Here is a 22,850-nt window from a genome sequence, read left to right as displayed (position 1 = left end):
GATCATGGATCCGGGGGTCCGTCCGGACACTTGCAACTCGGATGCGCGCGTATCGGCAAGCCATCATGGTCGCCGGAGTTATCGCGGTTGTACCTGCCCATGGCGGCTCCAATCGTCGTGTTCACTCGCGTATTCAGCATCTTGAAATTGCGCATGCTGGCGAGCGGGCCGCCCAGGGCCGCATCATGCAGATGATCGGCATTGAATGGAGCGCTTGACCCGCCTTCTGTCGGGTTTGCGGGCCTGGGGTCCATCGCGTTCCATTCCTCGGCCGCGCATGGGTGCGCGAATTGACTTTCCATTTTGTTTTTATTGTCGGCGGCACGCGCGGTAAAGCGCTCAGTATACGTCGCCTTGTAGGAATCATAATCGGATTGGCTATAGTCTACCCTGCGTAGGGATTTTCCCTTGGGGGTGCTTACACCGCGATTTAACCGTGCACGGTCAAGAGACGCCACCTTTGCGCAAAGTTGTTTGCACATGCACGGCGTCCATTTTTTCTTGCCGCGCTTCTTCATTTTCTTGTCGCAACGGATGTTCAGCATGAAGCAATCGGTTGCTTTAAGCGGGTCGACATCTCCGGCTAGGTTCACCGTGTTCTTGTCGTTGTGGAACTTCTTGTCGGTGTGACGGCATGTGTTCTTGCCATCCATTTTTACGTCGAAGGAATAGGTGATCCAGTCGGTCGCCTTCTTGAAGACATTTGACTTGACGCCGCCGACCGTGCCCGGCTCGTCGCCTGAACTCATTCCATACTGCGAGCCCTTGATAGCGATCATCTTGCCGCCCTTGGCAAAGACCGTCGTGGTGCCATCCTTGAGCGTGCTCTGGTTGGCGATATTGGGGTAGGGCAAGGGGATCGGGCCGCCCGGACTCGGGGTCTTGCAGACGTCGGGAATAGTAGCGATCGAAAGGCCGATCGTACCCTTGTAGGTCAGTCCCAGATTGTTGACGACGATATGAGTGGTCATCAGCCGGCCCTTCTCGGGCCGCCGAGCAATACGCCCGCCCGTGCGCCGTTTTCGGAGCTTGCCCAGATCAGCGATAGCGGGCCAGGCTGGTAACCGCGCGCTTCCGCTTCCGTGATCAGGCTAACGAAGAGAAGACCCGACGCCGCGCCGACATCGCCCCAGCAATCGGCAGGGGTCTCGAAAGCGGCGGCATCCTTGAAGCGGCTGGGATTGCGGATGACCGCGAACCCATACTCGTTGCCGCGATAGCGCTCGCCGTTCATGTCGCAGATGATGCGATCGACCTTGTCGATAGGCGCGTCCTGGAAAAGAAAGCGGAAGGCCGCGCCCAGGCCTTCGCCCAGCACGACAGTCTCCGTCTTGATTCTGTTTTCCTCGCTCGCAATCGAAGTGCCCACGATTTCCAACAGTGGACGAAGCCCGTGGGCGCGCGCCACGCCAAGCGTTGTTAACAAGGCAAAACCCGCCGCTTCACCCGGGCAGAAACCATATGTCGTGGTGTCCGAATGAAGCTGCTCGTTTTCGTCGAGCCATTCCAGCGTTTCCGGCTCGAGGTAGGTGTCGACGCCGCCGGCAAGACAGAATTTGGCACTGCCGTCACGCAGCGATTTGCAGGCGTGATAGATCGCAAGAAGGCCCCCGGCATGGCCGCCCGCGGTCGAGCCGCCGCCCTCCAGGACGATATGCTGCCCCAGGTGTTTGCGCAGCCGCGAATCGACCTGGGCGGCGAAACTATCCGGCTGGCCGGGTCGAGGCTCGCCGGTGGACAGGATGAGCGTCACCGCAGCGGTGGCGCCCGACTCCAAAAAGGGCCGCAGCGCGTCGAGCGCCGGCGATGCTGCAATGTCGACGGCCCGGTCGACCCCGCGCAGATCGACATCGATGCCGATATCGCGGGTCACCTTCATCCGCTCGCCGAACCGATCGATCATGTAGGGATGGTCCTGAATGGCGGAGATTCCGGCGCGAACCGCCGCGGCACTCGAGGACGCGTCGAAACCCAGCGGCGTACGCGCGCCCACACCGACGACAACAATCGTGTCTACCTTGGCCATCATTCGTCTTCGTCCGCCAGCCAGACGCCGGTCGCCGCGATTGTTGGTGAAATGCCGGTACGCTCGCGGACGCTAAGGTTCGTCATCTTCAGGCGCTCCTCGTCGTAAGGCACTGCCAGGGTCGACATCCACGTGATCGAGAACTGCCTGAGATCGGGCTTGATGCGCAGCGTATGGATGGTGGCTTCGCCGTTCTTGCGATCCGGGCGGTTGTAGAACTCGGTGGTCATGTCGAAGGTGATGCGCGGTATCAGAAACTGCAGGAAGCCATCCGCAGTGAAATTGCCGAGCCGCACATCTTCGTACCCGATCAGCGGAGTCTTGGTTTGCTGGTCCTCCGGTGCGCACTGGTAATACATGCGGCTGAAATCTCGGGGCAAAAGCGGGTCGCGCGTCTTCTCCCATTCCTCGCCATAGGTTCCGGCATAATTCATCCGCGGCTGCCAGTGCCGTGCCACTGGACCGAATCCGGCCGGCTTGCCGCTTCTGTGGTCGCGGTAGGGTGCATCGGGATACTCAAAGTTAGGCGCGATTTTGCCAATCAGCCGCTGCGGATCGACTGTAAAGCCCGTACCGACTGGATTTCGCTGGTCCCAGTTCGGCGTCGATGCTTCCATGTCCGTGCCACCATAGGTCCGGCGCCAGCTGATCGGCATCTTCTTGAATGGTTCCGCCCGGCTCATCCTGACCGACACCGGGCCGGGCACGAACACGCGGTCGCCCATTACCTTGATGGTCTTGTCCACGTCGCCGACTTTTATGCGCGCCGCGCTCTCGATGTTGGGACCGCCGCCAGGCGCATAGACGTGTCCTTCGACCAGAATGTCGGTGTGCTTTTTCTCCAGGTTGAGGTCCGTCTCGTCGAGAAGCTCATTCGGATCCGATCCGTATACGGGCGCCAGGTTCACCGGTGTCTGGTCCTTCAAGAGCCGCTGCTTGCCGTCGGGATCGATTTCGAACGACGCCTTGACCGCGATCAGCCAGACCTCATGTCCTTGCTCATCACGCGTCCAGCTTTCCTGGGCGGCAAATGGCGTCTCGTTGGACAGTATCCACATCTGGAACCACGCATTCTTACGTGACGGTGAAACGGCGAGCCTTCAACTGTCTTGGAAATAACTTGCCGACGCGGCCTCCACGTCCGTACCAGCTATTATATCGTCAAATTCGCCTGCATCAGCTGGTCTCCCAGCTGGCGGCGAAGATCTGCTCCACTGTCGTTTGCGGCGACAGCGGGTCGATGTCGAATATGTCTGAACGGCTGGTCCACATCACCATGTCGCTGATGACCTCTTCGCCCAGCTCGACCGGCGGCACCGGCAGTGCGGCCAAAGCGGTATCCAGTTCGTCAGGCGTCAGCTCGCCATGCTGGGCGGCGATGGCAGCCTCTTCGATCCTGGAAAACCAGGCATCGGCGCGAGCCAGCTGAACGGATGCGTCAGGAAGCTGTGCGACGATGCTCAAGGGGAATTGTCTGCCGACCCTGTCGACGCTCTGCAGAATGATGCCTGCCGATGCGCCGAAAGAAGCCGGGCCTGCAAGGAAGCGTAGCGCGGTGGTGCCGGGCCACTCCTCTCGGCCCATCAGCGGGGCGATGTGCTGTGCCAGCCAGCGATCCCAGACGCGGACAAAATCCCCCGGCAGCCGCCGCGCGACGAAATCGCCGGTGGCAGGCATTTTGCCGTAAAAGCCGGGCAGGATCATATCTGCGGCGGACATGAGAATTTCTTGAACATCTGGAGGTTGTAAGGATTTTCGACGCTTGCCGCCTTGAGCTCGAAATCGGCGTACATGCCTTTCGTCCCCAGTCGCAGGCTGTAGACATCGGTCAGCGAGGTGCCGGTGAAGCGGCCACTGCGCAGCATTCTCAGCCACGCCCAGCTGCCGGTTTCGTTGAGCATGATTTCTGGCGAGCCGTCGATCGGCTGGAAGGCGAGCGAGATGACGCCGGTGCCGTCCTTGCCGGGCCAGGTCATCGGCTGCGGCCGCGTCGCGTTGTTGTAGTAGACGAGGTTCTGGCCATCGAGATTGAGCGTTACGCGCGTGACGTTGGGAGACAGATCCTTGGGTTCGAGCGTGAAACTCATCACCGGGCCCGTACCGCCTGGAAAGAGATCGTCGCGGATGCGCCTCGCCTGTTCGAACGCCGCCAGAGCCGCCGGGTCCAGGCCGAAGTCGGCGCGCCATTTCCACGGCTGGCTGGCGGTATCGACATAGCTGATCAGGTGGTCGTTGATGAAGGCGTCGATCATCCCGGCCGGCCCGAACAGGCGGGCGAAATCGCGGACATTGACGTCCACCGCGCTTTCGGGGCTGAACGGATAGCGGTCGTTCAGCGCCGCCTGGCAGAATGGCAGGATGTCGGCGCGCCAGATGGCGTTAAGCTCCGAGGTAACCGCCTTCTGTGTCAGGCCGCTGGTGTCGCCGGCGATGCCGCCGAGCCAGTCGTCGATCGGATCGGGCAGGATCTGCGCTTGTCTGGCGACGGCTCCCGTCAGTTCGGCGAGGCCGCCCTGCTTCTTGATGGCGTCCTGAGGGTCGGGATTGGCCGTGACCGTCTGCAGTACGTTCGAAAGTGCCGTCAGCGCCACCACCGCGGCGTCGAGTGCCGGCGGCTGGCCGTCAACCTCGGCGATGGCGCCCTTGAGCGGCTTGAAGTGTTCGGCGACCAGACTACCGGTAAGATCCACCTCGTTGGCCGAACCTGCGCGCGGCAGCAGCTTTGCCCCTGTCTTCACGATCTTGCCAAGCTTCCCCAGCTTGCCGAGCAGTTTCGAGCCGCCCTTGGCCGCTGCCTTGTTATCGGCCGGCGCCTCATCGGATCGGGTAAGCTCGGTCTCCTGAACGACCGCCGTAAGCAGGCGTTTGAGCGCGGAGTCGGCGCTCGAAAGATCCTTGAGGTTCTCGCTGGCGACATTGAGGTCGGACAACGGCGCGAGCCTCATATCGCGCAGGAAGCTATCCCATTGCGCGATATAGTCTTCGTAGTAGAGCTTCAGAATATCCTCGGACAGCGCCGAGACGGAGGTTTCGGAATTCTCCGAGCAGCCCCCGGCGAAGACCGCCCGGTCCAGCGCCGCCTGGGCGGCGACGTCCTCGACCCGGTCGAGAATGGCATCGTGGAAGCCGGAATAGGTGAACGCGCCCGAAATGCCGACGCGCAGCGTCTTGTCGGAACGCCGTGCAAAGACCTTGGCGCCGTTGGGGCCGGCGAAGTTCGCGGGGATCCATTCCTTGAGCCCGGCCACCGCCGGGTCGGCCAGCAACTGCCTGTAGGCGCGTGCCGGCAATGAAATTGTGCAGACGGTTTTCAGCGCCTCGGCAACCAGCGCCTGATCCGGGGCGGTGTAGCTGTCGTCGACCGCCATGCGACGGATCGCGGCAAGCTGGTGCTCTTCCGCGTCGGTGGTCGGAAAGGGCGCCGCCGGTGCGAATTCTGGCAAGTCGTTGACCCACCAGTTCTGGACGAAATCGGCATCCATCTGCGACAGGCCCGTCATCATGCGATAAGTTTTCAGCGCCCCGAGCATGAAATCCGGGTCGCGGATCTGCCGCCACATCGTCGCCTCGAGCAGAGCCACCATGTGCGGCTCGAGGATGTTGCGCAGAGCGTGGTCGTAAGTGTCGGCCTGCGCCCGCAGCAGCTCCGCCGAGGCCGATGGCCCCAGCGCATCCTGGGCACTGCTCGGCGGAGCCGTTCGAGCATTCACCACCTCGGCCATCGCATTGAGCGCGCCATCGATGGCGGGCTGCTCCACCGATGCCGGACTTGCGGCTGCCGCGGTTAGTGGCGTCTGCAGCGCTTCGAACTGGCTCGCCTGCGCGGTGATGGCATTGCGGTTGTCAAAGTAGGACCAGGTGAATACCGCGCCGGCCAACAGGGCCACGGCGGCACAGGCTGCCGCGGCGCCACGCCAGATCCAGGCGCGACGGCGCTGTGCCAGCGGATCGAACGTCCCCAGGCCTGCTTCCTTGAAGATGACCTCGGTCAGCAGATTCTTCAGGAAAAAGCTGCGTTTTTCGACGCGTGGCGCCGGCATCGCCCGCCGCGGCGGAAGACCGAAGGATGAAGACAGCGCTGCGGTCAGCCGGTCAATAGGCGCGCCTTCCTGGGTTGCCGACGTCAGATAGAGGCCGCGCAGCCAGGCGGCTTCTTCGTATCGGCTTTCGCCGAACATCGCCTCGATCAGCACCTGGATCGGCTCGGACAGGCTTGCGAGTTGGGCGGGGAATCTGAAAATCTCGGCGCGGGCGGCGAGTTTGTCCTCGTCCTCCAGGCGCGGCACCAGCCGCCGCTCGAGTTCCGTCGCAAGGGTGGCGATTTCCCGCTCTATGGTCTTTGCGTCCACACGCGCATCCAGCGCGAAGGTCGTCCCCCACACCTGCTCGCGCGAGGCCGTCGACAGGCCACCGAAGAAAGCCTCGAACCCCTTGATCAGGTCGGCCTTGGTCAGCATCAGATAGACCGGAAGGCGAATTTCGAGCCGGTCGTTGAGCTCTGCCAGCCGACGACGGATCTTGCGGCCATGAGCCTTGACGGCTTCGTCGCCCTCTGAAAGCACATCGATCGACAGCGCGACGATAACGCCGTTCAGCGCCCGGCGGCCGCGGTGCTTTTTCAAGAGGTCGAGGAAGCCCAGCCATTCCGCCGCATCGACGTCGGGCTGGCTCTCCTGCTGCACATAGCGGCCCGCCGTGTCGATCAGAACCGCGTTCTCAGAAAAAAACCAGTCGCAGTTGCGCGTGCCGCCAACCCCCTGCAGGTCGTCGGTGAGATCGATCGGAAAGTTCAGGCCGGACTGGCGCAAAGCCGTGGTCTTGCCGGTGGCCGGCGGCCCAACGATCACGTACCAGGGCATCTCGCGCAGGAACTTGCGTCCACCCAGCTTGCGGCGCTTCAATTCGGCCATCACCTCGGCGAACTTGGCACCGACGGCGGCGACGTTCTCTTCGCCGGGGCTCAGCGGTTTTTCCACCGCTGGCGCAGCGATCTCGGCGACGAACATGCGGTTGGCTCGGATCGCCCGGCGTTGCGCGACGATCAGCCAGATCAGCCAGAAGATGACCAGCAGCGCAATGATGACTATGCGCACGTTCTCCGAGGCGAAGGGTTCGTAAGCACCGACCCTGACGATCGGGCCGAACACCCAGATAACCAGCGACAGCAGCGCGATGCCGATCAGCGTCCAGAGCCAGCGCGATGTCAGAACCGCCCACAGGAAGCGCAGGATGAACATCTCACAGCCTCTTTTCGACCAGCACTTCGACGCGGCGGTTCAGGGCCCGGCCCTCGCGAGTGCTGTCGTCGGCCACTGGATCGGTGGCTGCGCGGCCTTCGGAACGAATGCGGTCCTGCGGCACGCCGTTCTGGATCAGCATCTCGGCAATGGTTGCTGCGCGCGCTTCCGATAGCCGCTGGTTGGTGGAGAGCGGGTTGGACCTTTGCAGAGGAACACTGTCCGTATGGCCGACCACCGTGATGTTTCCGATCAGTTCCTGATTGGCCAGGATCACCTTGGCGATTGAACCGATCAGCGGTTCGAAGCCGTCCGTCAGTTGTGCTCGCGACGACTGGAACAGTTCGGGGTTGGAGGCCTGAACGACCAGCTTGGCCAGCGAAACGCTCTCGGTGCCACTGAGCGCGGCTTTGAGATTTGCCGGTGCTCCGGCCTGAAACTCCGGCAACAGCGCGAAATCCACCGCCTCTGGCGGCGGCGCGTCGACCTGTGGCGACGTGCGGCTGATATCGCCGCGCGTGGGCGGCGGCAAGGCACGAACGAGCGCGGAAAGCTCGACCGCCTGGCTGCTCAATCCCATCGAAAGCCCGATATGGATTGCGGTGGCAATAACAGCGGCGGCGAGCACCATCACCCAGATCGGAACGATGAAGCGCTGCGGCTCGTCGGATGCGATCACGCCTTTCCAGTTCGGCGACAGCGGCGCGCCGTCGGCGTCGGCATCGCGCAGGAAGCGCGCCGCGGCAACGCGAACGGCATTGAGCGAGCGGTCGCCCGACCGGCCTGGCACACGATATTTGCCGCGGAAGCCGAGCGCCAGGCAGTGATACTGCAGTTCGAGCAGTTCGCGATCCCGGTTCGGATGCCGCTCCAGTTCGTCGAGACGCGTGAAGAACTGCGTGCCGGCATCGACATCGCCTCGAAGCATGACCACGAGCGGCTGGCGCGGCCATGAGCTGGCACCGCCCCATGGCGTGTTCAAGGCCAGGTCGTCGAGCAACGCCGCCACCACCCAGGCTGCTTGGTCGGCGCGCTCCAGCGAGGACCCTGCCGACATTGCCGCGTCGCGTGCCCGAACCAACTCATCAAGCAACCGGGTGCGCAAAGCTTCCGGGTTTTCCGGTGGCAGCGCGCTTTCAAGCTCCGGCGCGAACTCGAGCAGGGGCGCGAATGCGTTGACAAGTGTGTTGGGATGCGTACGCGACCGTTTCACCGGTGCGCCCGTCAAGAGTGGCGTCATCGGTCGCGGCATCGGCGCGCCGGTCAGTCGTATGCGGGTGCGTTCACGATCCTCCGACAGTCCGAAAGGATCATCCCGGCTCATGATCTCACCTGTTTACCGAATAGCAGTCCACCTGCGGCTCGCTCGGCAACACACCCGACACGCCGATGACGAAGCCGGGTGCATCGAGCAGCGAGGCCCAGTGCTCGCTTTTCTGATCCAGCTCAAGGCACAGCCGATCGCCATCGTAGGGGATTTCGCGGGGCTGGGAATGAAGCGGTTTCAGCGGAATGCCGGGCAGACGGGATTTCCACAGGCCCTCGAACTGGTCGGCCGAACCGACAGTCGCCTGGTTGACGAAAATCTTGCGCAAGGCGTCTTCCGACAGCTCGGAGCCGACCCGAATGACGATCCGGCTGGCCACCAGCAGCTTCGGGTTGTCGATGCGGATTTTCCAGACGTTGGTCGAATGCCGCATGACGGGCAGTGCGCGTGATTTGGGCTCGATGTAACGCAGGCTCAGGATGAGTGAGCGCAAGGCGTCCGCCAGCGCCGAGTATGCGGGGCCGGGCGCCATGTGATCATAGGCGGGCAATTCGCTCAGCCGTCGCGCGCTCGAGCCATAGGTCGCCATTGAACCGGCAAGACCGGCAAGCTCCAGGTAAAGCTCGGCCGGATGGAAAACATCCTGCGCCAGCATATGGGCCAGTCGCGGACGCGCCGCATTGGCGAGGTTGAGCATCAGCAGGTCTTCGACGCTGCGCCCTGGCCCGCCCATGACCATTTTGCCATGCGCCTCGGCGATCTGGTCGAGGCCGGTGACAACTTCCAAAAGCAACTGCCGGTACCAGGCCACTGCTCCGGTAACCAGGGTCGGCGGCAGGAACGTCTCGTCCAGGGAGACGCCGCCATCGGCTCGGACCCCTTTGATGTCGGCTATTGGCAGGGCGGTATAGCCGCCCACCGATTTTCCGGGTGCAAGCAGCAGCGCCTGCGGGCGGGCGATTTCGATTTCTTCAGGATCTGAACCGCCCTGGACGGCGTCGCGGACCGAAACGATCCGCCCATGATAGCGTGCTCCGGTGGATGCGGCATGGGCCGGATCGAAGCCGACACCGCCAGCAGGTTCGAGCGGCAAAGCGACCAGCACCGGTCCGGCGCCCGTATCGGCGGTGACCGGCAGCGGCCGTGGCGCGTCCATCATGTCTGGGATGGAGAACGGGGTGCCATCCGGAAAGATGCCCCGTGCCGACAGGATGGAGACCTGGCCGGCATCGAGCATTGCCTGATCCAGCGTCAGGTGCTGAAAGCCGAACGTATGCAGTTGCCCGGCCTGCAACGCGCCGCGCACGGTCGCCTCGAAAAAACGATCCTGCTGCTGAAAATGCTGGGTCCGGAGAAACAGGCCTTCGGACCACAGCACCCTGTTTGCTTCGCTCATGCCGCTACTTTCTGCATTGAGCACCTCTTATCCTGGCCGCTAGGCGGAAATGCCGCCACCGCCAAGCGTGACGTTGACGGTAAGCTTCGATCCCGGCGACACCGACTTGGTTGTGCGCCAGTTCCGGCCGCCAGGCTCGCGGATCAGGGCAACAAAGCCCAGCGCAGCCGCGTCCGGCTCGACCGTGATGGTTTTGGACGCGGTCTTTCCCGGTCCGACGGATATCTGGTCGGATCCAATGAGATCGCCTGCGAGTGCGGAGCCGGCATCCCCCTGCAGCGCGAAATAGTCGGCCGAATTGAATTTACCGGTGCTGCGCAGCCGCATCACAAGGACCGTCACGGGCCGGTCGCCGCCACCTGGCCCCGGGTTCATGCCGGCAGCGCCGGTCAGGTTGACCGTGACCGCCGATGGTTTTGGCGGACCGCTTTGACAGGCCGCAAGCAGCCCCGTTGCGCCCAGGGCAACGATTAATTCGCGCCGATCGATCATTTTTCACTCCTCCTCATATGCATCCCGAAAATCAGCGCCGATTTCGCCAAGGAAGCTCGATTCCGCACTCTGGGCGATTTCACGATGGCGTTTCTGGTATAGCTCCCACAGCTTGGCGCTGCGCCCGCCCGAAAGCAGTGTGCCGATGGCGGAGCTCGATTTCAGCTCTTCCTCGATCGCTGCCGGGTCAAAACGGTCAATCATCCGCCGCAAGGCGGACTGCACGCCTCGCCAGGCGCGCACGTGATGTTGCGCGAGATCGCGGACCGCGTCCGCGATCGATGCTTCGCCGGTCAGAAATCCGGGGCTGCGCTCCGCGATGATGGTCACGATGGCGTCGTCGACCGTCGGCAGAAACTTGAGCGGATTGACTTCAGAAGCCCCAACCACCGTCTGGGCGACGCGAGCGTTTCCCTTTTCCTCGGCCCGCTTGCGCAGCAGCTGCATCAGGCCTTCCATCATGAGCCGATACTCGCGACCGAACTTCTCCATTTCCGCGACACTGTCGCGTCCTGGAAAATCGGCCTCCTCAATGCCCATGCCACGCAAGAACGCGGTGCGAAGGGCCATGTTCGCCTGTTGCGCCGCTGCCACCGAGGGGGCAGGTTTGGGAGCAGCGCCCGCACGCGGCGGGGGAGGGACATCTGCCGCCTGTGCAGGCAAATCCCAAGGATTGGCCGGCTGCGGTCTTCCGGCGATGGGTTTGTGCTGATCGGTAGAGCCGGCGCCGTTTCTCAAATCGGGCGATGCGGCCGGCCCGAAACCGAAGTCGTCGAATTCGGACGACTTTCCCGGAGCGGCCTCGGTTTCACCGTTGCGCAAAGGCACCGGATCGAGGCCGAATGGATCCGCGGGGCCCGGCGCATCACGTGGTTCGGGATAGGAAGCGCCTTTCTGCGCGGGCGTTGATACCGGGTCGAGGCTGAACGGGTCGTCGAAGGCAGGCGAACTGCGCTGGTTGGCCCGCTCGAACGCCCCAGGGACCGGCTGCTCGAACGGGTCCGGCAGATCGGCGGGACGCGGTCGTCGCGGCTCTTCTTCGACCGTGGCTGAAAAGAAGTCATCGCGGCCGATGCTTACCGGCGCTCGTGATGCCGGCGGCGACCGTTCCGGGACCGATTGGCTGGCGGCCGGTGCTTGAGCGACCGGCGTCTGCAGGTCGACGCACACGATATAGTCGCCCAGCCTCAGCCGCATGCCGCTTTGAAGACGGACCGATGTGCCAGCGCCGAGCGGGCTGTCGGAGTCGTCTATGAACAATCCGCTGCTTGATGTGTCGGTGACGAAATATCCATCTCGTCCGCCGGTGATCCTGCAATGGGCGCGTGAAACGAACATGTCGGGATCGTCGATCTGCCAGCCTGCGTCCGCGCTGCGGCCGATCACCAGCTCACCCTCGTCCAGCCGGGTCTGCCGTACCGCCTGGGTGCGTGGCCCTTGTTCCAGCGTCAGCAGCAGACTCATGCCGCGACTCCCGCCATTTCCGGCCGCCATCCGACAATTGTCCGCAGCCGCATATCGTCAGCATCGCCCCTTTCAGCGGGCCGCGCAAGCCAGGTGGTTCGGCCGAGCTGCACCGCCCCGATACGGGGCTGCGGCACTGCGTCTCGCGCGAGCACGATCCGCAGATCGACGTCGAGCGATTCCCCGACCATGTCGCGAACGGCCTGTTTGAACATTTTCAAACGCTGACCGCCCGGCAGGAACGCCCTGAACTCCTCGTACCCCAGCGGGCCGACGCGGAGTTCGATCCTGCTTTGGCGGCTGAAAACGCGCGGGCCGATCGTCGCCCCGCGGCCCAGCACCGCGTAAGCTTGGGCAAGGCGGGTCTGGAGCGTCGCCGGTATGGTCATCCAGGTGGCAACGAACTCCTTGATCTGGACCGGCACCTTGAACGCTTCCGCCAGGAACAGCGTCAGCCGCTCCGGACCGTCGACCTGGCTGGCGAGCGATGCTGCCTGGCGCAGCTTCACGGCGTCGAGATCGGGATTTTGGGTGCCGGGAAGTCCGATTCCCGCCATGGCTTCAAGCATGGCCCTTACGCGGCCGCCGACTGCACGTTCGACCTGTACCGCCGGATGCGCATCCGCCCAGGCCCGATAGTACAGGGCGATCATGCGGTGCTGAAGGACATTGACGAAGTCGACGAACGTCGTGTCGCTGGTCTGCTGTGCGTCAGCGCCGGTGAACCAGCGCTGCGACAGACGATCGAGCACCCAGCGTGTCAAATGAAGCGGCATGGGGCCTTCCGGTCCCATCAGCCCGAGATTTGCAACCGTGACCCGGGCCGGTGCCCCGTCCTTCCCCGATGACTTGTCCTTCCCCGGCGTCTTGTCCTTGGCTTCGCGGAACTCAACCACGTCCTTGGCGGAAAAGCTGAGACGCACATGCTGCCCGAGCCTTGCCGGCTCGCGGTCCGCCTGGCCTGAATAGCCGAACAGCCCGCCCCTCCGTTCGAGCCGGCGCAACAGTTCGAAGAAGTCGAATGCATCAGACAGCCCTTCGCCCCGGTCCAGGTCGAGTTTGTCTAGATCAGGTAGCGATTGCCGGGCGTCATCGGCCATGGCACATCCTCCTGCTTCTGCAGTAGCCGCGTGCGGGTCCGCACAAAGCCGTTTATTCCGGCGTGACGGGCAAACAGCCGTGCAAGCAAGGCTGAAAGCAGCAATGTGCTTTGCCCGGCCAGGACCGACTGGTCCACATGCAACGTCACTTCCGTGCCCCGTCCGAAGCACATCGGCCCGTCGATCTGCAGCCGTTCGATGACAGACCGCGAGTCGATGCGAACGATCGAGTGCACATTGCGGGCGAGGCTCGGATCTCCCCGGTCGGCGTAAAGATCAAGCAGCGCATGCAGCGGATCGACGCCGCGACCTTCCTTGGCAAGGCTGAGAAAGTTGAGCGCCAGCTGCGCCACCAGCCGCCAGGCGAGATTGTCGGCTCGGGATTCGCCTTCGGCGCCCGCAGGCAGGGCGGCCGGGATGGCCGGCTGGGGCGGGCGCAACGCACCGAGAAGCCGCACCGTTTCGACCGGGTCGCCTGTCTCCAGCGTCAAGGTTGGGGTGTCGTCGAGGATCGGCAAATCGCGGTTGGTGCAAAGCGCCATGATGTCGACGCGCTTCAGCGGCCGGTTGGCCGGACTTCCAACCGGCCGTGAAATCGACAGGAAAACGTCGTCTCCGGTGTATGAGGTGCGGGTCAAGCCGTCGCGCCGCTCATCTTCGGTGGCCCGGCGAGGGCGCCGTTCGGTGGAATAGACCCAGCCGCTGCTGCGGTTCTGGCCCAGGCTGAAGAGCTCCGGAATTTCGGCGTCGGCGCCTTCGGTGTCGGCGTCCTCGACGCGGGTCACCCGATAGATTTCGAAATCCCGCGCCCGCGTGCGGTCGGCATGCAGCACTTGCCGCGTCCTGCGGGGATCGAGTTCGATGACGTTACAGTCACGCTCGAAGAGGTTGATGATCGGCGTTGCAAAAAGTTCGAAATCCGCCGGCGTCACATCGGCAAGTTCGGGCACCGGACGCCGGAACATGAAGATGATCTCGATCCCGGCCTCGCATCTGCGCACGACCGATTGCAGTCCTGAAACCCGCACGTAGTGAAAGCGCTCGGGCATCATGAAATATTCGCGCAGCAGACGATATCCTTCGAACGTCGGACGGGTACGAGGCATCAACGCCTCGTCGTCGCTGATGCCGACCATTTCGGGTCCCGGCAAAGGCGATAGCGGATTGGCCTTGCCCTCCGCCCGTGCACCAACGGCCGAGCAGGCACCGAAAATCGCGTCAAACAGCAATGGCGCCTTGGTGCGCCCGGCAAAATGCAGATCAAGCCGGTCAAGCGCCAGTTCGTCAAGCTTGCCCTTTCCGGTCCGAGCCAGCGCAATACGCAGTGCCGCCTCGCCGCTCACGCCGCCGATCGGCGCTATGCCGGCCGCTGCCAATCCGCTGCGATCCTGGAAGTAGCTAACCGACGTGATCGTTATCGGCCACAGCGTCATGTCCTGCGCGGTGGTGAATGTGCAACGCGTCGACAGACCGGGTTGCAGGCTGGACACCAGCCGCGTGTTCCGCTTGACGACATGGCCGGCAATCATCGACTGGACTTGCTGGCCGGGTTTCAGCACCGCCATCGCCGTTGCCGGCGCCGGGGTGACCAGATCGGGATAGAGGACATCCAGGATGCTGCGTGAAAACCGCGAACGCTCGGCATCGACCTTCAACCGGGTGCGCGCAGCCAGGAAAGCCACGCCGTCAAGCAGCCGCTCGACATATGGATCCGGGCAGGGGACCGTATCCAGCGAAAGATTGCGTGCCACCGCCGGATGCATGTCGGCAAATTCCGCCGCCAGTCCGCGGATATGGGTCAGCTCCTCCTCGTAATATTCTACGAAGACCCGATCCATCTCAGCTTTCCCTGAATTCGGTCCGCGCCAAGCCGTTATCGAGATTGATTGTGGTGCGCAGGCGCATGCGTTCCGGTGTCGGCGTCATGATCAGCACAGCGTCTATCTCGATCTTCAGGCCCACCTTGTCACCAAGGGTCACCGTTACCTTTGTTGCGCTCTCCTTCAGACGTGGCTCGAACGTGGCAAGGACCGAGCGGATCTCGCGCGCCAGGGCCTCGCGATCAAAGTCGCGGGACGAACGGCCCGAGAAGGAAGGCACGCCGTAGTTGACCACACTTCGGCGCACCTCCGGAAAGTCGGCCAGCGATGGCGGATTGTCTGCGGCCTGTTCGCTCTCGAGATCGGAAAGAAGCGGAACAGCTTCGAAACGCTCGGTGTTGAACAAGGCTTCGATGTCGCGCCGCACCGCCTCCCTGAGCACGCGGGCCGATACGACCACGCCGCGGCTTTCGATCTCCGTGCGGTGCTGGGTCTGAAAGACCAGGCGGTGCAGACGCCGCTTCTGATCGGACGTCAGCTCCGCATCGGCGTCGATGAGCCGCGCACTGCCCGCAAGGAGCGTATCCAGCCGGTCCGCGCCAAGTTCGTCCTGTAAGGTCTGGCGCAGCCCGTCGATCTCGGAGGTCACGCCCGGCAGGTCATTGACGAGGCGGTCCCAAAGAGAGGGCTGGACCGCCTCGCGCTTCGCTCGCGAACTGCCGGTAAGCTTGTCCGCGCCGGGCCGCCGCGCCTCACTTGCCGACATAGACATCCATTTCGATTTCGTCATCCTTGTCATAGACGAACTTGATCTTCTTGTAGGCGAAGCTGACCTCCTCCTCGATCAGGTCTTCCTCGTCCTCGGCCTGCGACATGTCGTATTCCATGATCGAGGCGTCGGTCAGGGTAACGACCAGATAGTCGCTGGTCTCCCCATCGATGGTCCGGCGGGCGGAGAACACAACTTCGTCCAGCGCCTTGTTGTCGAACAGCGCCTTTTTCAGATAGGGCGAGGACTTGTCATAGTGCTTGGTGAACTTGATCATCCCCAGGGACACACGACCGCGGCGTGAGAGCGAATTCGGATCGTACGGCGCGACTATCTTGTAATCGACCCCATGGACTTCGATTTCATCCTCGTGGCCGTCTCGAACGCTTGGACCTTTGATATCCGGAACCTTTAGAAAACCATCAATTTTCACTGGCATTGTCTTTCTCCACCGCTTTTAAACAGAACAAGGTGTGGTTGCTGCGAATCAAGTCTTCACGGACGGTAGTTCCGACACCAGCCTGAGCGAGGCGTTGATGCCTTCCAGCTGGTAGTGCGGACGCAGATAGAAGCGGGCATTGTAATAGCCCGGCCGCCCCTCCACGCTGTCGACCTGGACCTCGGCCGCGGCAAGCGGGCGCTTGGCGCGCGCCTTGTCGTCGGCGAAGGCCGGGTTGGCCAGCACGTAGCGGTTGATCCACTCGGTCAACCAGATCTGCATGTCGGAGCGTTCCTTGAACGACCCGATCTTGTCGCGCGCAATGGCCTTGAGGTAGTGCGCAAAGCGCGAAACCGGGAAAAGATAGGGCAGGTTGGCGCTCAGCCGTTCATTCGACTGGGCATCGGGATCGACCAGCCGCCCCGCGCGCGTCTCGTCGTCTTGCAGCGAATGGGCACCGATGAAAGCCGCAAGATCGGTATTTTTCCTATGCAGGATGGGCATCAGGCCGAGCTTGGCCAGTTCCGCCTCGCGCCGGTCGTCGATGGCAACTTCCGTCGGGCATTTCATAGCGATCGATCCGTCGTCGGTGGGGAAGGAGTGCACCGGCAGGTTGATGACTGTGCCGCCGTTCTCGACACCGCGGATCTGCGTGCCCCAGCCGTAGAGCTTGTGACTGCGGTTTATGTTGACGCCCATCGGGAAGGCGGCGTTCATCCAGACATATTTGTTGTGGTCGGCCTGCACCTCTTCCTCGAAAGTGAAGCCCTTCACCGGAACGGTTTCCGAGCCATACGGCAGTCGCGCCAGAACACGTGGCATGGTCAGGCCGATGTAGCGCGCGTCCTCGCTCTCGCGCAGCGATTGCCACGAGGCATAGGCCGGGTTCGAGACGATCATCTGCAGGTCCTGCGGGTTCGGCAGTTCCTGCCAGCTGTCCATGCGGAACAGGCGTGGCGAGGCGGCCGCGATGAACGGCGTGTGGGCGGAGGCGCAGATGCCCGAGATGTTGCGCAACAGGCCGACGTCACGCGGATGGTTAGAGAATTCGTAGGCGCCGACCAGGCAGCCAATCGGCTCGCCGCCCAGCATCGAATACTCGTCCGTATAGACTTTCTTGAAGATCGGGCTTTGATCCCACATCTGGCCTTCATAGTCTTCAAGCGTGTCGGCGAGCTGCTCCTTGGAAATATTCATCACCCGGATCTTCAGCTTCTGATCCGTCTCGGTGTTGTTGACGAGATACCAGAGGCCGCGCCATGTGCCTTCCATTTCGCGCACTTCCGGCGCATGCAGGATCTCGTTGACCTGCTCCGATAGCATCTTGTCGATGCCCGCGATCAGCGACTTGATTGACTTGATCGCGTTGGAGGAGATGGTCGTGGTGTCGGAACGGGACTGCGCCGCGAGCGCAAGATTGCGCACGAGTTGCTGCAGCTTCTCGCTGTCGTCCTTCTTGACCTTGAAGTCCTTCTCGAGGAGGCCGCTGAATTCTCCCAGGTCAATGGCTTCCGCCTCAGCGGCGACGGCTGCGGTTTTTTGTTGTTCGGCCATGATTTACTCCTGAACCTTGTCGTCGTCGGATAATGCCTGGTTGGCGATCTTGCCGAGAAGCGGCTCGTTGTTCAGAAGTTGCGCGATGCGCTTTTCGGCGTCGACACGGCCGTCCATGAAGCCGAGCAGTTCCTCGAGCTGACGACGCATCTTGAGGATTTCGGCCAATTGCGGAACTTGCTCGGCGATCTTGTCCGGCGCGAAATCACCCATTTTGGTGAAGGTGAGGTCAAGCGCCAGTTCCTCGTCCCGTTCGGCGCCTTCAGCTTGGGGTAGCGTATTCTTCACGCGGGCTTTGACGCGTGGCCCGAGTGCCTCCATGAACTTGGGGAAGCGGTTGGCGTCGGTCTCGACAAAGGCGCGGTCCAGCACCGATTTCGACGCTTCCTTGGTCTGTGAAGCGCCGGAAAGGTCGGCCATCACGCCCATGACAAACGGCAGCTCGATCGTCGTCGGGCTGCCGTAGGTCTCCACGTCATAGGCGATCTGCACGCGCGGTGCGCGATTTCGTTCGATGACCTTCGCTTTGCTTTCGGCTGGCATGGCTTGTTACCTTTCATCCTTCTGAGCCGTCTTCTTGGCATCGGGAACGCCGGCAAGAAGCCGGAATTCCTTCAGCCCCGAGGGGGCGAGATCTTCCATCAGTTCAACAAAATCCATATGCACCATCCGGCGCACGCGCCGCGCGAGGTGCGGGATCGGGCTCGACGGTTCGGTGCGGTCATAGAAGGCGACGACGAGGTCGAGGCATTTCACGACGTCGTCGCGCGAGGAAATCCGATCAGGGAGCCCCGTGCTCGGTTCCGCGTAACTTGCCATGCTTGCCATAGGATCGGCTCCGTGACCGTTTCGAATAGGCATTCCCGGATCTGCAGTCGTGGCGGCTGGCTTCGCCGCACCGTTCGTCGTTGCGCCGATTGTTGAATTCCGTTCGAGGGTCGACAGCAAACGCTGCAGAAACCGTTTCAATTCCGGGACAGCGGCTCCGCCGCCCTCCAGATGAACGTTGAGAGCCGTCTCGACTGCATCAAGAGCCGTCATCGCCGCTCGGGCATCGGCGATGAGCGACGTCATCTCCGCATTGGCTTGATCAGCCTGTGCCGCGCATCCGCTGCGCACCCGATTGAGAAGTTGACTGTGCGCGCTGACCAGCGCGGCCTTTTCGGCCGCATTCAATCCTGAAGCCGCCTCCAGAAGCATGACCCGTTCGTCGAGCGCGCTTTGCTCCAGATCGCGTCCGCTGATCGGTCCGATAGCGCGCGGTGCGAAGAACGTCATTTGCCGCAAGTTCGCCAACAACCCGTCCTGGCCATTTTGGAGGTCGAGCAGGGCGTTGATACGGCGTAAGGCGGCGTCGCGTGGCGCAGCATTGGGCCGCAGTGCCGGATGCATGGTGTCCCAATGCTGATCGAAGGTCCGCGCGATAAGGGTCAGACCATGCGCGAGCCCGGCGAGCCCCTGCTCATTGGCCAGCGCGCGGGTGACAATGACAAGCAGGCGCAGATCCCGGCCATGCGCGCGCAATGCCTCCGCCTTGTCGAGAACGGCGGGCCAGTCGACCGGAACGGTGCTTTGCGACGAGGGCTTGTTGTTCCCGTCGTGGACGACCTTGACCTGGGGTTCCGTGAGGCGCTCCAGCTCATGAAAGGCCGGATCGTTGCGCAAATCCTCCCCTGACGGATTTTCACCGTCCAGCGGATTCAGCCAGAGTGCGAGATCAATCACACCAACCCCCAGCAAGCGGCCCCTGTGCCGTGCGTGACCCAACGTTAGCACACTGCGACACTTTACCACAATTCAGTTGCCGCTCAATCTTAATGGAAGCTTGCAAGCCGGGTCCCGAGCCCGAAATCGGCGGCACAATTGTCGAACCCTGAATGTGAATGCACCGCAAAAGTGATGGCCATTCCATGGCTGTTTGCGCCCGTGGCGTGGGCTTTTGCCGGGACGTACAAAGTCGGCCTAATCGGACACTCAGGCGCTTGATCCATCACACGCTTTGTCAAGTCGCTGCTTATGTGGCAGTTTATTGACTGGCAGATCGCAGGAGCAAGTTCGATGGAACAGCGCCGGTCGTCGCAGAGCTTCAAACGCAAGGAACTGGTCGGCAAGCTAAATCCCGTCTGTTTGCGCGCCTTCAAGGCCGCGGCCGACACTGCCAAGCTGCGCGGCAATCCCTATGTCGAGCTCGTTCATTTCGTCGAACAACTCGTGCTTTCCGAGCGCTCTGATGTTCAGCTGATACTGGCAGACGCCGGGGTGGATGCGAGTCGGCTCACGGCCGATATGACCCGCGCCGTCGACAAGCTGCCTTACGGCGCCACTTCGATCGAGGAGTTTTCCGATCATATCTTTCACGCCATCCAGGAGGCCTGGAGCCTGGCGGGGCTGGAATTCAGCGTCGAGGAAGTCCGCAGTGCGCATATTCTGCTCGCCTGCCTGAAGACGCCGGTGCTGGAAGGCCTGCTGTCAAAGATCAGCGGCGAATTCGACAAGATCGATGCAGACGCGGTTATCGCGCGGTTCGCTGATGTCGTGGAGGGTTCACTCGAAGCTGGTGCCTCGACTGCGGTTCCCGCCGCCGAACCGTCGCGGCGGGCTCCGGGCGGGGATTCCGCGCTGGCCAAGTATGCGACCGACCTAACCCAGCGCGCTCGCGACGGCAAGATCGATCCAGTCGTCGGACGCGATCCGGAGATCAGGCAGATTGTCGATATCCTGATGCGGCGCCGGCAAAACAATCCGATCCTGACCGGCGAGGCCGGAGTCGGTAAAACCGCGGTCGTCGAGGGCTTTGCCTTGCGCATCGCCGAGGGCGACGTGCCACCCACGCTGCAGGGCGTCAGCGTGCGCATGCTCGATGTCGGCTTGATGCAGGCGGGCGCAAGCGTGAAGGGTGAATTCGAAAAAAGGCTGAAGGCGGTCATCGATGAGGTTCAATCCTCCGAAACGCCAGTCATCCTCTTCATTGACGAAGCTCACACCTTGATCGGCGCCGGCGGCGCGGCTGGAACCGGTGACGCGGCCAATCTGCTGAAGCCGGCGCTGGCGCGCGGCGAACTGCGCACGATCGCCGCAACGACCTGGGCCGAGTACAAGCAGCACATCGAGAAAGACCCTGCGCTGACTCGCCGTTTCCAGGTGGTCAAGATAGATGAGCCGTCGGAAGCGGTCGCAGTTCTCATGCTGCGTGGTGTGGCCGGCGTCCTCGAGCAGCACCACAAGGTGCAGATACTCGATGAGGCGATCGAGGCGGCGGTCAGCCTGTCCCATCGCTACATCCCGGCGCGGCAATTGCCGGACAAGGCCGTGAGCCTTCTCGACACCGCCTGCGCCCGTGTCGCCATTTCACAGCATGCCACCCCGGCCGAGGTGGAGGATATCATGCGCCGCCGCCAGGCGCTGGAGGTCGAGCGCGGCATCATCGGCCGCGAGGCAGCGATCGGTATCGACGTGGCCGACCGGCAGGCTCGGGTCGAAACAGGGCTTGCCGAGACCGAACTCACGCTTACCACCGCGCAGGAACGTTGGGATCGGGAAAAGGCGCTGGTTGGCGAGATACTCGAATTGCGCGCCAGGCTGCGCGGCGAGGGTGTGCCGCTCGATGCTGTGGAGCCTCCCGAGGCGGTCGCCGAAACAGCAGGCGCCGATGCGCCTGGGATCGAAACGTCTGAGATCGAAACGCCTGAGATCGAAACGACTGAGATCGAAACACCCGAGATCGAAATGCCGGACACTGACGCGGAGGCAACGGCCACTGCCGGTCCTTCTCCACCCGATCCGGCTGCCGATCTCGCGCGGCTGCGGGAACTGATGGCCGAACTGGCCGAAGCGCAGGGTGAGACGCCGCTGATCCTGCCGTCAGTCGACCGCAATGCCGTGGCTGCCGTGGTACAGGATTGGACCGGCATCCCGACAGGACGGATGCTGTCGAGCCAGACCGAAAAGGCGCTGCGGCTCGCCGCCACTCTGTCCGAACGCGTGGTCGGCCAGGATCATGCCATGGAAATGATCGCCAAGCGCGTGCAGACCAGCCGCGCCGGGCTCGGCGCGCCCGAAAAACCAGTGGGGGTTTTTCTGCTCTGCGGTCCTTCGGGCGTGGGTAAGACCGAAACCGCGCTGGCGCTGGCCGAGATGCTCTACGGCGGCGAGCAGAACCTCATCTCCATCAACATGTCCGAGTTCCAGGAGGCGCATACGGTTTCTACCTTGAAGGGCGCGCCGCCCGGTTATGTCGGTTACGGCAAGGGCGGCATCCTGACCGAGGCGGTCCGGCGAAAGCCCTATTCGGTGATCCTGCTCGACGAGGTCGAAAAGGCGCATCCGGACGTGCACGAAATCTTCTTCCAGGTTTTCGACAAGGGGATGATGGACGACAGTGAGGGCCGGCGGATCGATTTCAAGAACACGCTGATCCTGCTCACCTCGAATGTCGGCTCCGAGGTCATTATGGACCAGACCAGGAGCGGTACGCTGCGGGCCGGGCTCGACGATCTTGACACAGCCTTGCGCAGCCCACTGTTGAAGGTTTTCCCGGCGGCCTTCCTTGGCCGGGTGGTGACCATTCCTTACTACCCGCTATCGGATTCGATGATCGAAGCGATTACCCGCCACCAGTTCGCCAAGATCGCCCGCCGGCTGCGCTTAAGCAACGATGCCGAGTTGGTGATCGGTGACGGCGTCATGGATCTGGTCAAGGCCCGCTGCACCGAGATCGAGTCCGGCGGGCGGATGATCGACGCCATTTTGACAAACACGCTTCTGCCGGAATTGAGCCGCGGCGTGCTGAACCGGTCGCTCGAGGGCCAAAAGATGACGAAGGTGACTGTCGGAGCCTCCAAAGGAGGATTCACCTATTCCTTCGAATAGCCCAGGAGCAATTCTATAGCTCCAGTGGTCAAATCTGACGCTTGGTACCGGAGCCGTAGGACCGCTCAGGGTCGATTGTGTTGAAAAAGTCCGGGTTGCAGCAGCCCTGAAGCACTGATTCAATCTTCGTCGTAAGAGGAGATTGAGTCGATGATGGGCGAGCAAAGTGTGATGCAGGAGGAGCTGTTTTACGGCTTCAGCCTGGAGCGGCATGTGCCGGCGGATCACCTGCTCAGAGCGATCGACCGCTTCGTCGACCTTTCCGCCATCCGCCAGCATCTGGCGCCCTTCTACAGCCCGATCGGCCGTCCCTCGATCGACCCTGAGCTGCTGATCCGCATGCTGATCGTCGGCTATTGCTTCGGCATCCGCTCGGAGCGCCGGCTGTGCGAGGAGGTACATCTGAACCTGGCCTAT

General features: G+C 62.6%; 18 protein-coding genes. 2 read left to right on the top strand and 16 right to left on the bottom strand.

Features of this window, described 5'->3' with window-relative positions:
- Nucleotides 1-2: 2 nt before the first annotated feature.
- From IQ26_RS31245 to tssA, 16 genes are all read right to left on the bottom strand, one after another.
- On the bottom strand, nt 3-971 hold the full coding sequence (locus IQ26_RS31245) for a DUF4150 domain-containing protein (RefSeq protein ID WP_145722244.1): 969 nt from the start codon (nt 969-971) through the stop codon (nt 3-5).
- A complete protein-coding gene (locus tag IQ26_RS31240; protein ID WP_240547318.1) occupies nt 971-2,029 on the bottom strand; it encodes a beta-ketoacyl synthase N-terminal-like domain-containing protein in 1,059 nt (352 codons plus the stop codon). The genes IQ26_RS31245 and IQ26_RS31240 overlap by 1 nt, the downstream gene beginning before the upstream one ends.
- A complete protein-coding gene (locus IQ26_RS31235) occupies nt 2,026-3,084 on the bottom strand; it encodes a DUF2169 family type VI secretion system accessory protein (RefSeq protein WP_145722243.1) in 1,059 nt (352 codons plus the stop codon). Before IQ26_RS31235 ends, IQ26_RS31240 begins: the two co-directional genes overlap by 4 nt.
- A gap of 118 nt (nt 3,085-3,202) precedes the next feature.
- The gene (gene tagF, locus IQ26_RS31230; RefSeq protein WP_145722242.1) at nt 3,203-3,730 is read right to left on the bottom strand and encodes a type VI secretion system-associated protein TagF; all 528 of its coding nucleotides are present in this window, start codon (nt 3,728-3,730) and stop codon (nt 3,203-3,205) included.
- Nucleotides 3,727-7,263, bottom strand: coding sequence for a type VI secretion system membrane subunit TssM (gene tssM, locus IQ26_RS31225; protein WP_145722241.1), 3,537 nt, complete (start codon nt 7,261-7,263; stop codon nt 3,727-3,729). Before tssM ends, tagF begins: the two co-directional genes overlap by 4 nt.
- Nucleotide 7,264: 1 nt before the next feature.
- Entirely contained in the window at nt 7,265-8,587 is a 1,323-nt protein-coding gene (gene icmH / locus IQ26_RS31220) for a type IVB secretion system protein IcmH/DotU (RefSeq protein ID WP_145722240.1), read from the bottom strand.
- Nucleotides 8,588-8,591: 4 nt separating this feature from the next.
- A complete protein-coding gene (gene tssK / locus IQ26_RS31215; RefSeq protein WP_145722239.1) occupies nt 8,592-9,926 on the bottom strand; it encodes a type VI secretion system baseplate subunit TssK in 1,335 nt (444 codons plus the stop codon).
- Nucleotides 9,927-9,965: 39 nt separating this feature from the next.
- Nucleotides 9,966-10,418, bottom strand: a complete 453-nt coding sequence (gene tssJ, locus IQ26_RS31210; RefSeq protein WP_145722238.1) for a type VI secretion system lipoprotein TssJ — start codon at nt 10,416-10,418, stop codon at nt 9,966-9,968.
- A gap of 3 nt (nt 10,419-10,421) precedes the next feature.
- On the bottom strand, nt 10,422-11,882 hold the full coding sequence (gene tagH, locus IQ26_RS31205; protein ID WP_145722237.1) for a type VI secretion system-associated FHA domain protein TagH: 1,461 nt from the start codon (nt 11,880-11,882) through the stop codon (nt 10,422-10,424).
- Nucleotides 11,879-12,982 (bottom strand): type VI secretion system baseplate subunit TssG, encoded by a 1,104-nt coding sequence (gene tssG, locus IQ26_RS31200; RefSeq protein WP_145722236.1) that lies wholly within the window; start codon nt 12,980-12,982, stop codon nt 11,879-11,881. The genes tagH and tssG overlap by 4 nt, the downstream gene beginning before the upstream one ends.
- Nucleotides 12,946-14,820 (bottom strand): type VI secretion system baseplate subunit TssF, encoded by a 1,875-nt coding sequence (gene tssF, locus IQ26_RS31195; RefSeq protein ID WP_145722235.1) that lies wholly within the window; start codon nt 14,818-14,820, stop codon nt 12,946-12,948. The genes tssG and tssF overlap by 37 nt, the downstream gene beginning before the upstream one ends.
- Nucleotide 14,821: 1 nt before the next feature.
- Nucleotides 14,822-15,568, bottom strand: a complete 747-nt coding sequence (gene tssE / locus IQ26_RS31190; protein WP_145722256.1) for a type VI secretion system baseplate subunit TssE — start codon at nt 15,566-15,568, stop codon at nt 14,822-14,824.
- Complete coding sequence (locus tag IQ26_RS31185) at nt 15,555-16,010, bottom strand: Hcp family type VI secretion system effector (RefSeq protein WP_145722234.1); 456 nt, start codon at nt 16,008-16,010, stop codon at nt 15,555-15,557. Before IQ26_RS31185 ends, tssE begins: the two co-directional genes overlap by 14 nt.
- 48 nt (nt 16,011-16,058) lie before the next feature.
- Nucleotides 16,059-17,564, bottom strand: coding sequence for a type VI secretion system contractile sheath large subunit (tssC, locus tag IQ26_RS31180; RefSeq protein ID WP_145722233.1), 1,506 nt, complete (start codon nt 17,562-17,564; stop codon nt 16,059-16,061).
- A 3-nt stretch (nt 17,565-17,567) separates the two neighbouring features.
- The gene (gene tssB / locus IQ26_RS31175) at nt 17,568-18,107 is read right to left on the bottom strand and encodes a type VI secretion system contractile sheath small subunit (RefSeq protein WP_145722232.1); all 540 of its coding nucleotides are present in this window, start codon (nt 18,105-18,107) and stop codon (nt 17,568-17,570) included.
- Nucleotides 18,108-18,113: 6 nt separating this feature from the next.
- Nucleotides 18,114-19,289: a type VI secretion system protein TssA gene (tssA, locus tag IQ26_RS31170; RefSeq protein WP_145722231.1), complete on the bottom strand. Its 1,176-nt coding sequence runs from the start codon at nt 19,287-19,289 to the stop codon at nt 18,114-18,116.
- Nucleotides 19,290-19,622: 333 nt separating this feature from the next.
- On the opposite strand from tssA, the gene tssH reads away from it, so the two are divergent.
- On the top strand, nt 19,623-22,433 hold the full coding sequence (tssH, locus tag IQ26_RS31165) for a type VI secretion system ATPase TssH (RefSeq protein ID WP_145722230.1): 2,811 nt from the start codon (nt 19,623-19,625) through the stop codon (nt 22,431-22,433).
- A 150-nt stretch (nt 22,434-22,583) separates the two neighbouring features.
- Nucleotides 22,584-22,850, top strand: a 267-nt coding sequence (locus tag IQ26_RS31160; RefSeq protein WP_145722229.1) for a transposase, incomplete at its 3' end; no start/stop codon positions are given.

Source organism: Mesorhizobium tianshanense, from assembly GCF_007830515.1.
Lineage (GTDB): Bacteria > Pseudomonadota > Alphaproteobacteria > Rhizobiales > Rhizobiaceae > Mesorhizobium > Mesorhizobium tianshanense.
The sequence above is the reverse complement of the archived record's forward strand: the minus strand, read 5'-3'. Positions and strand labels throughout refer to the sequence as shown.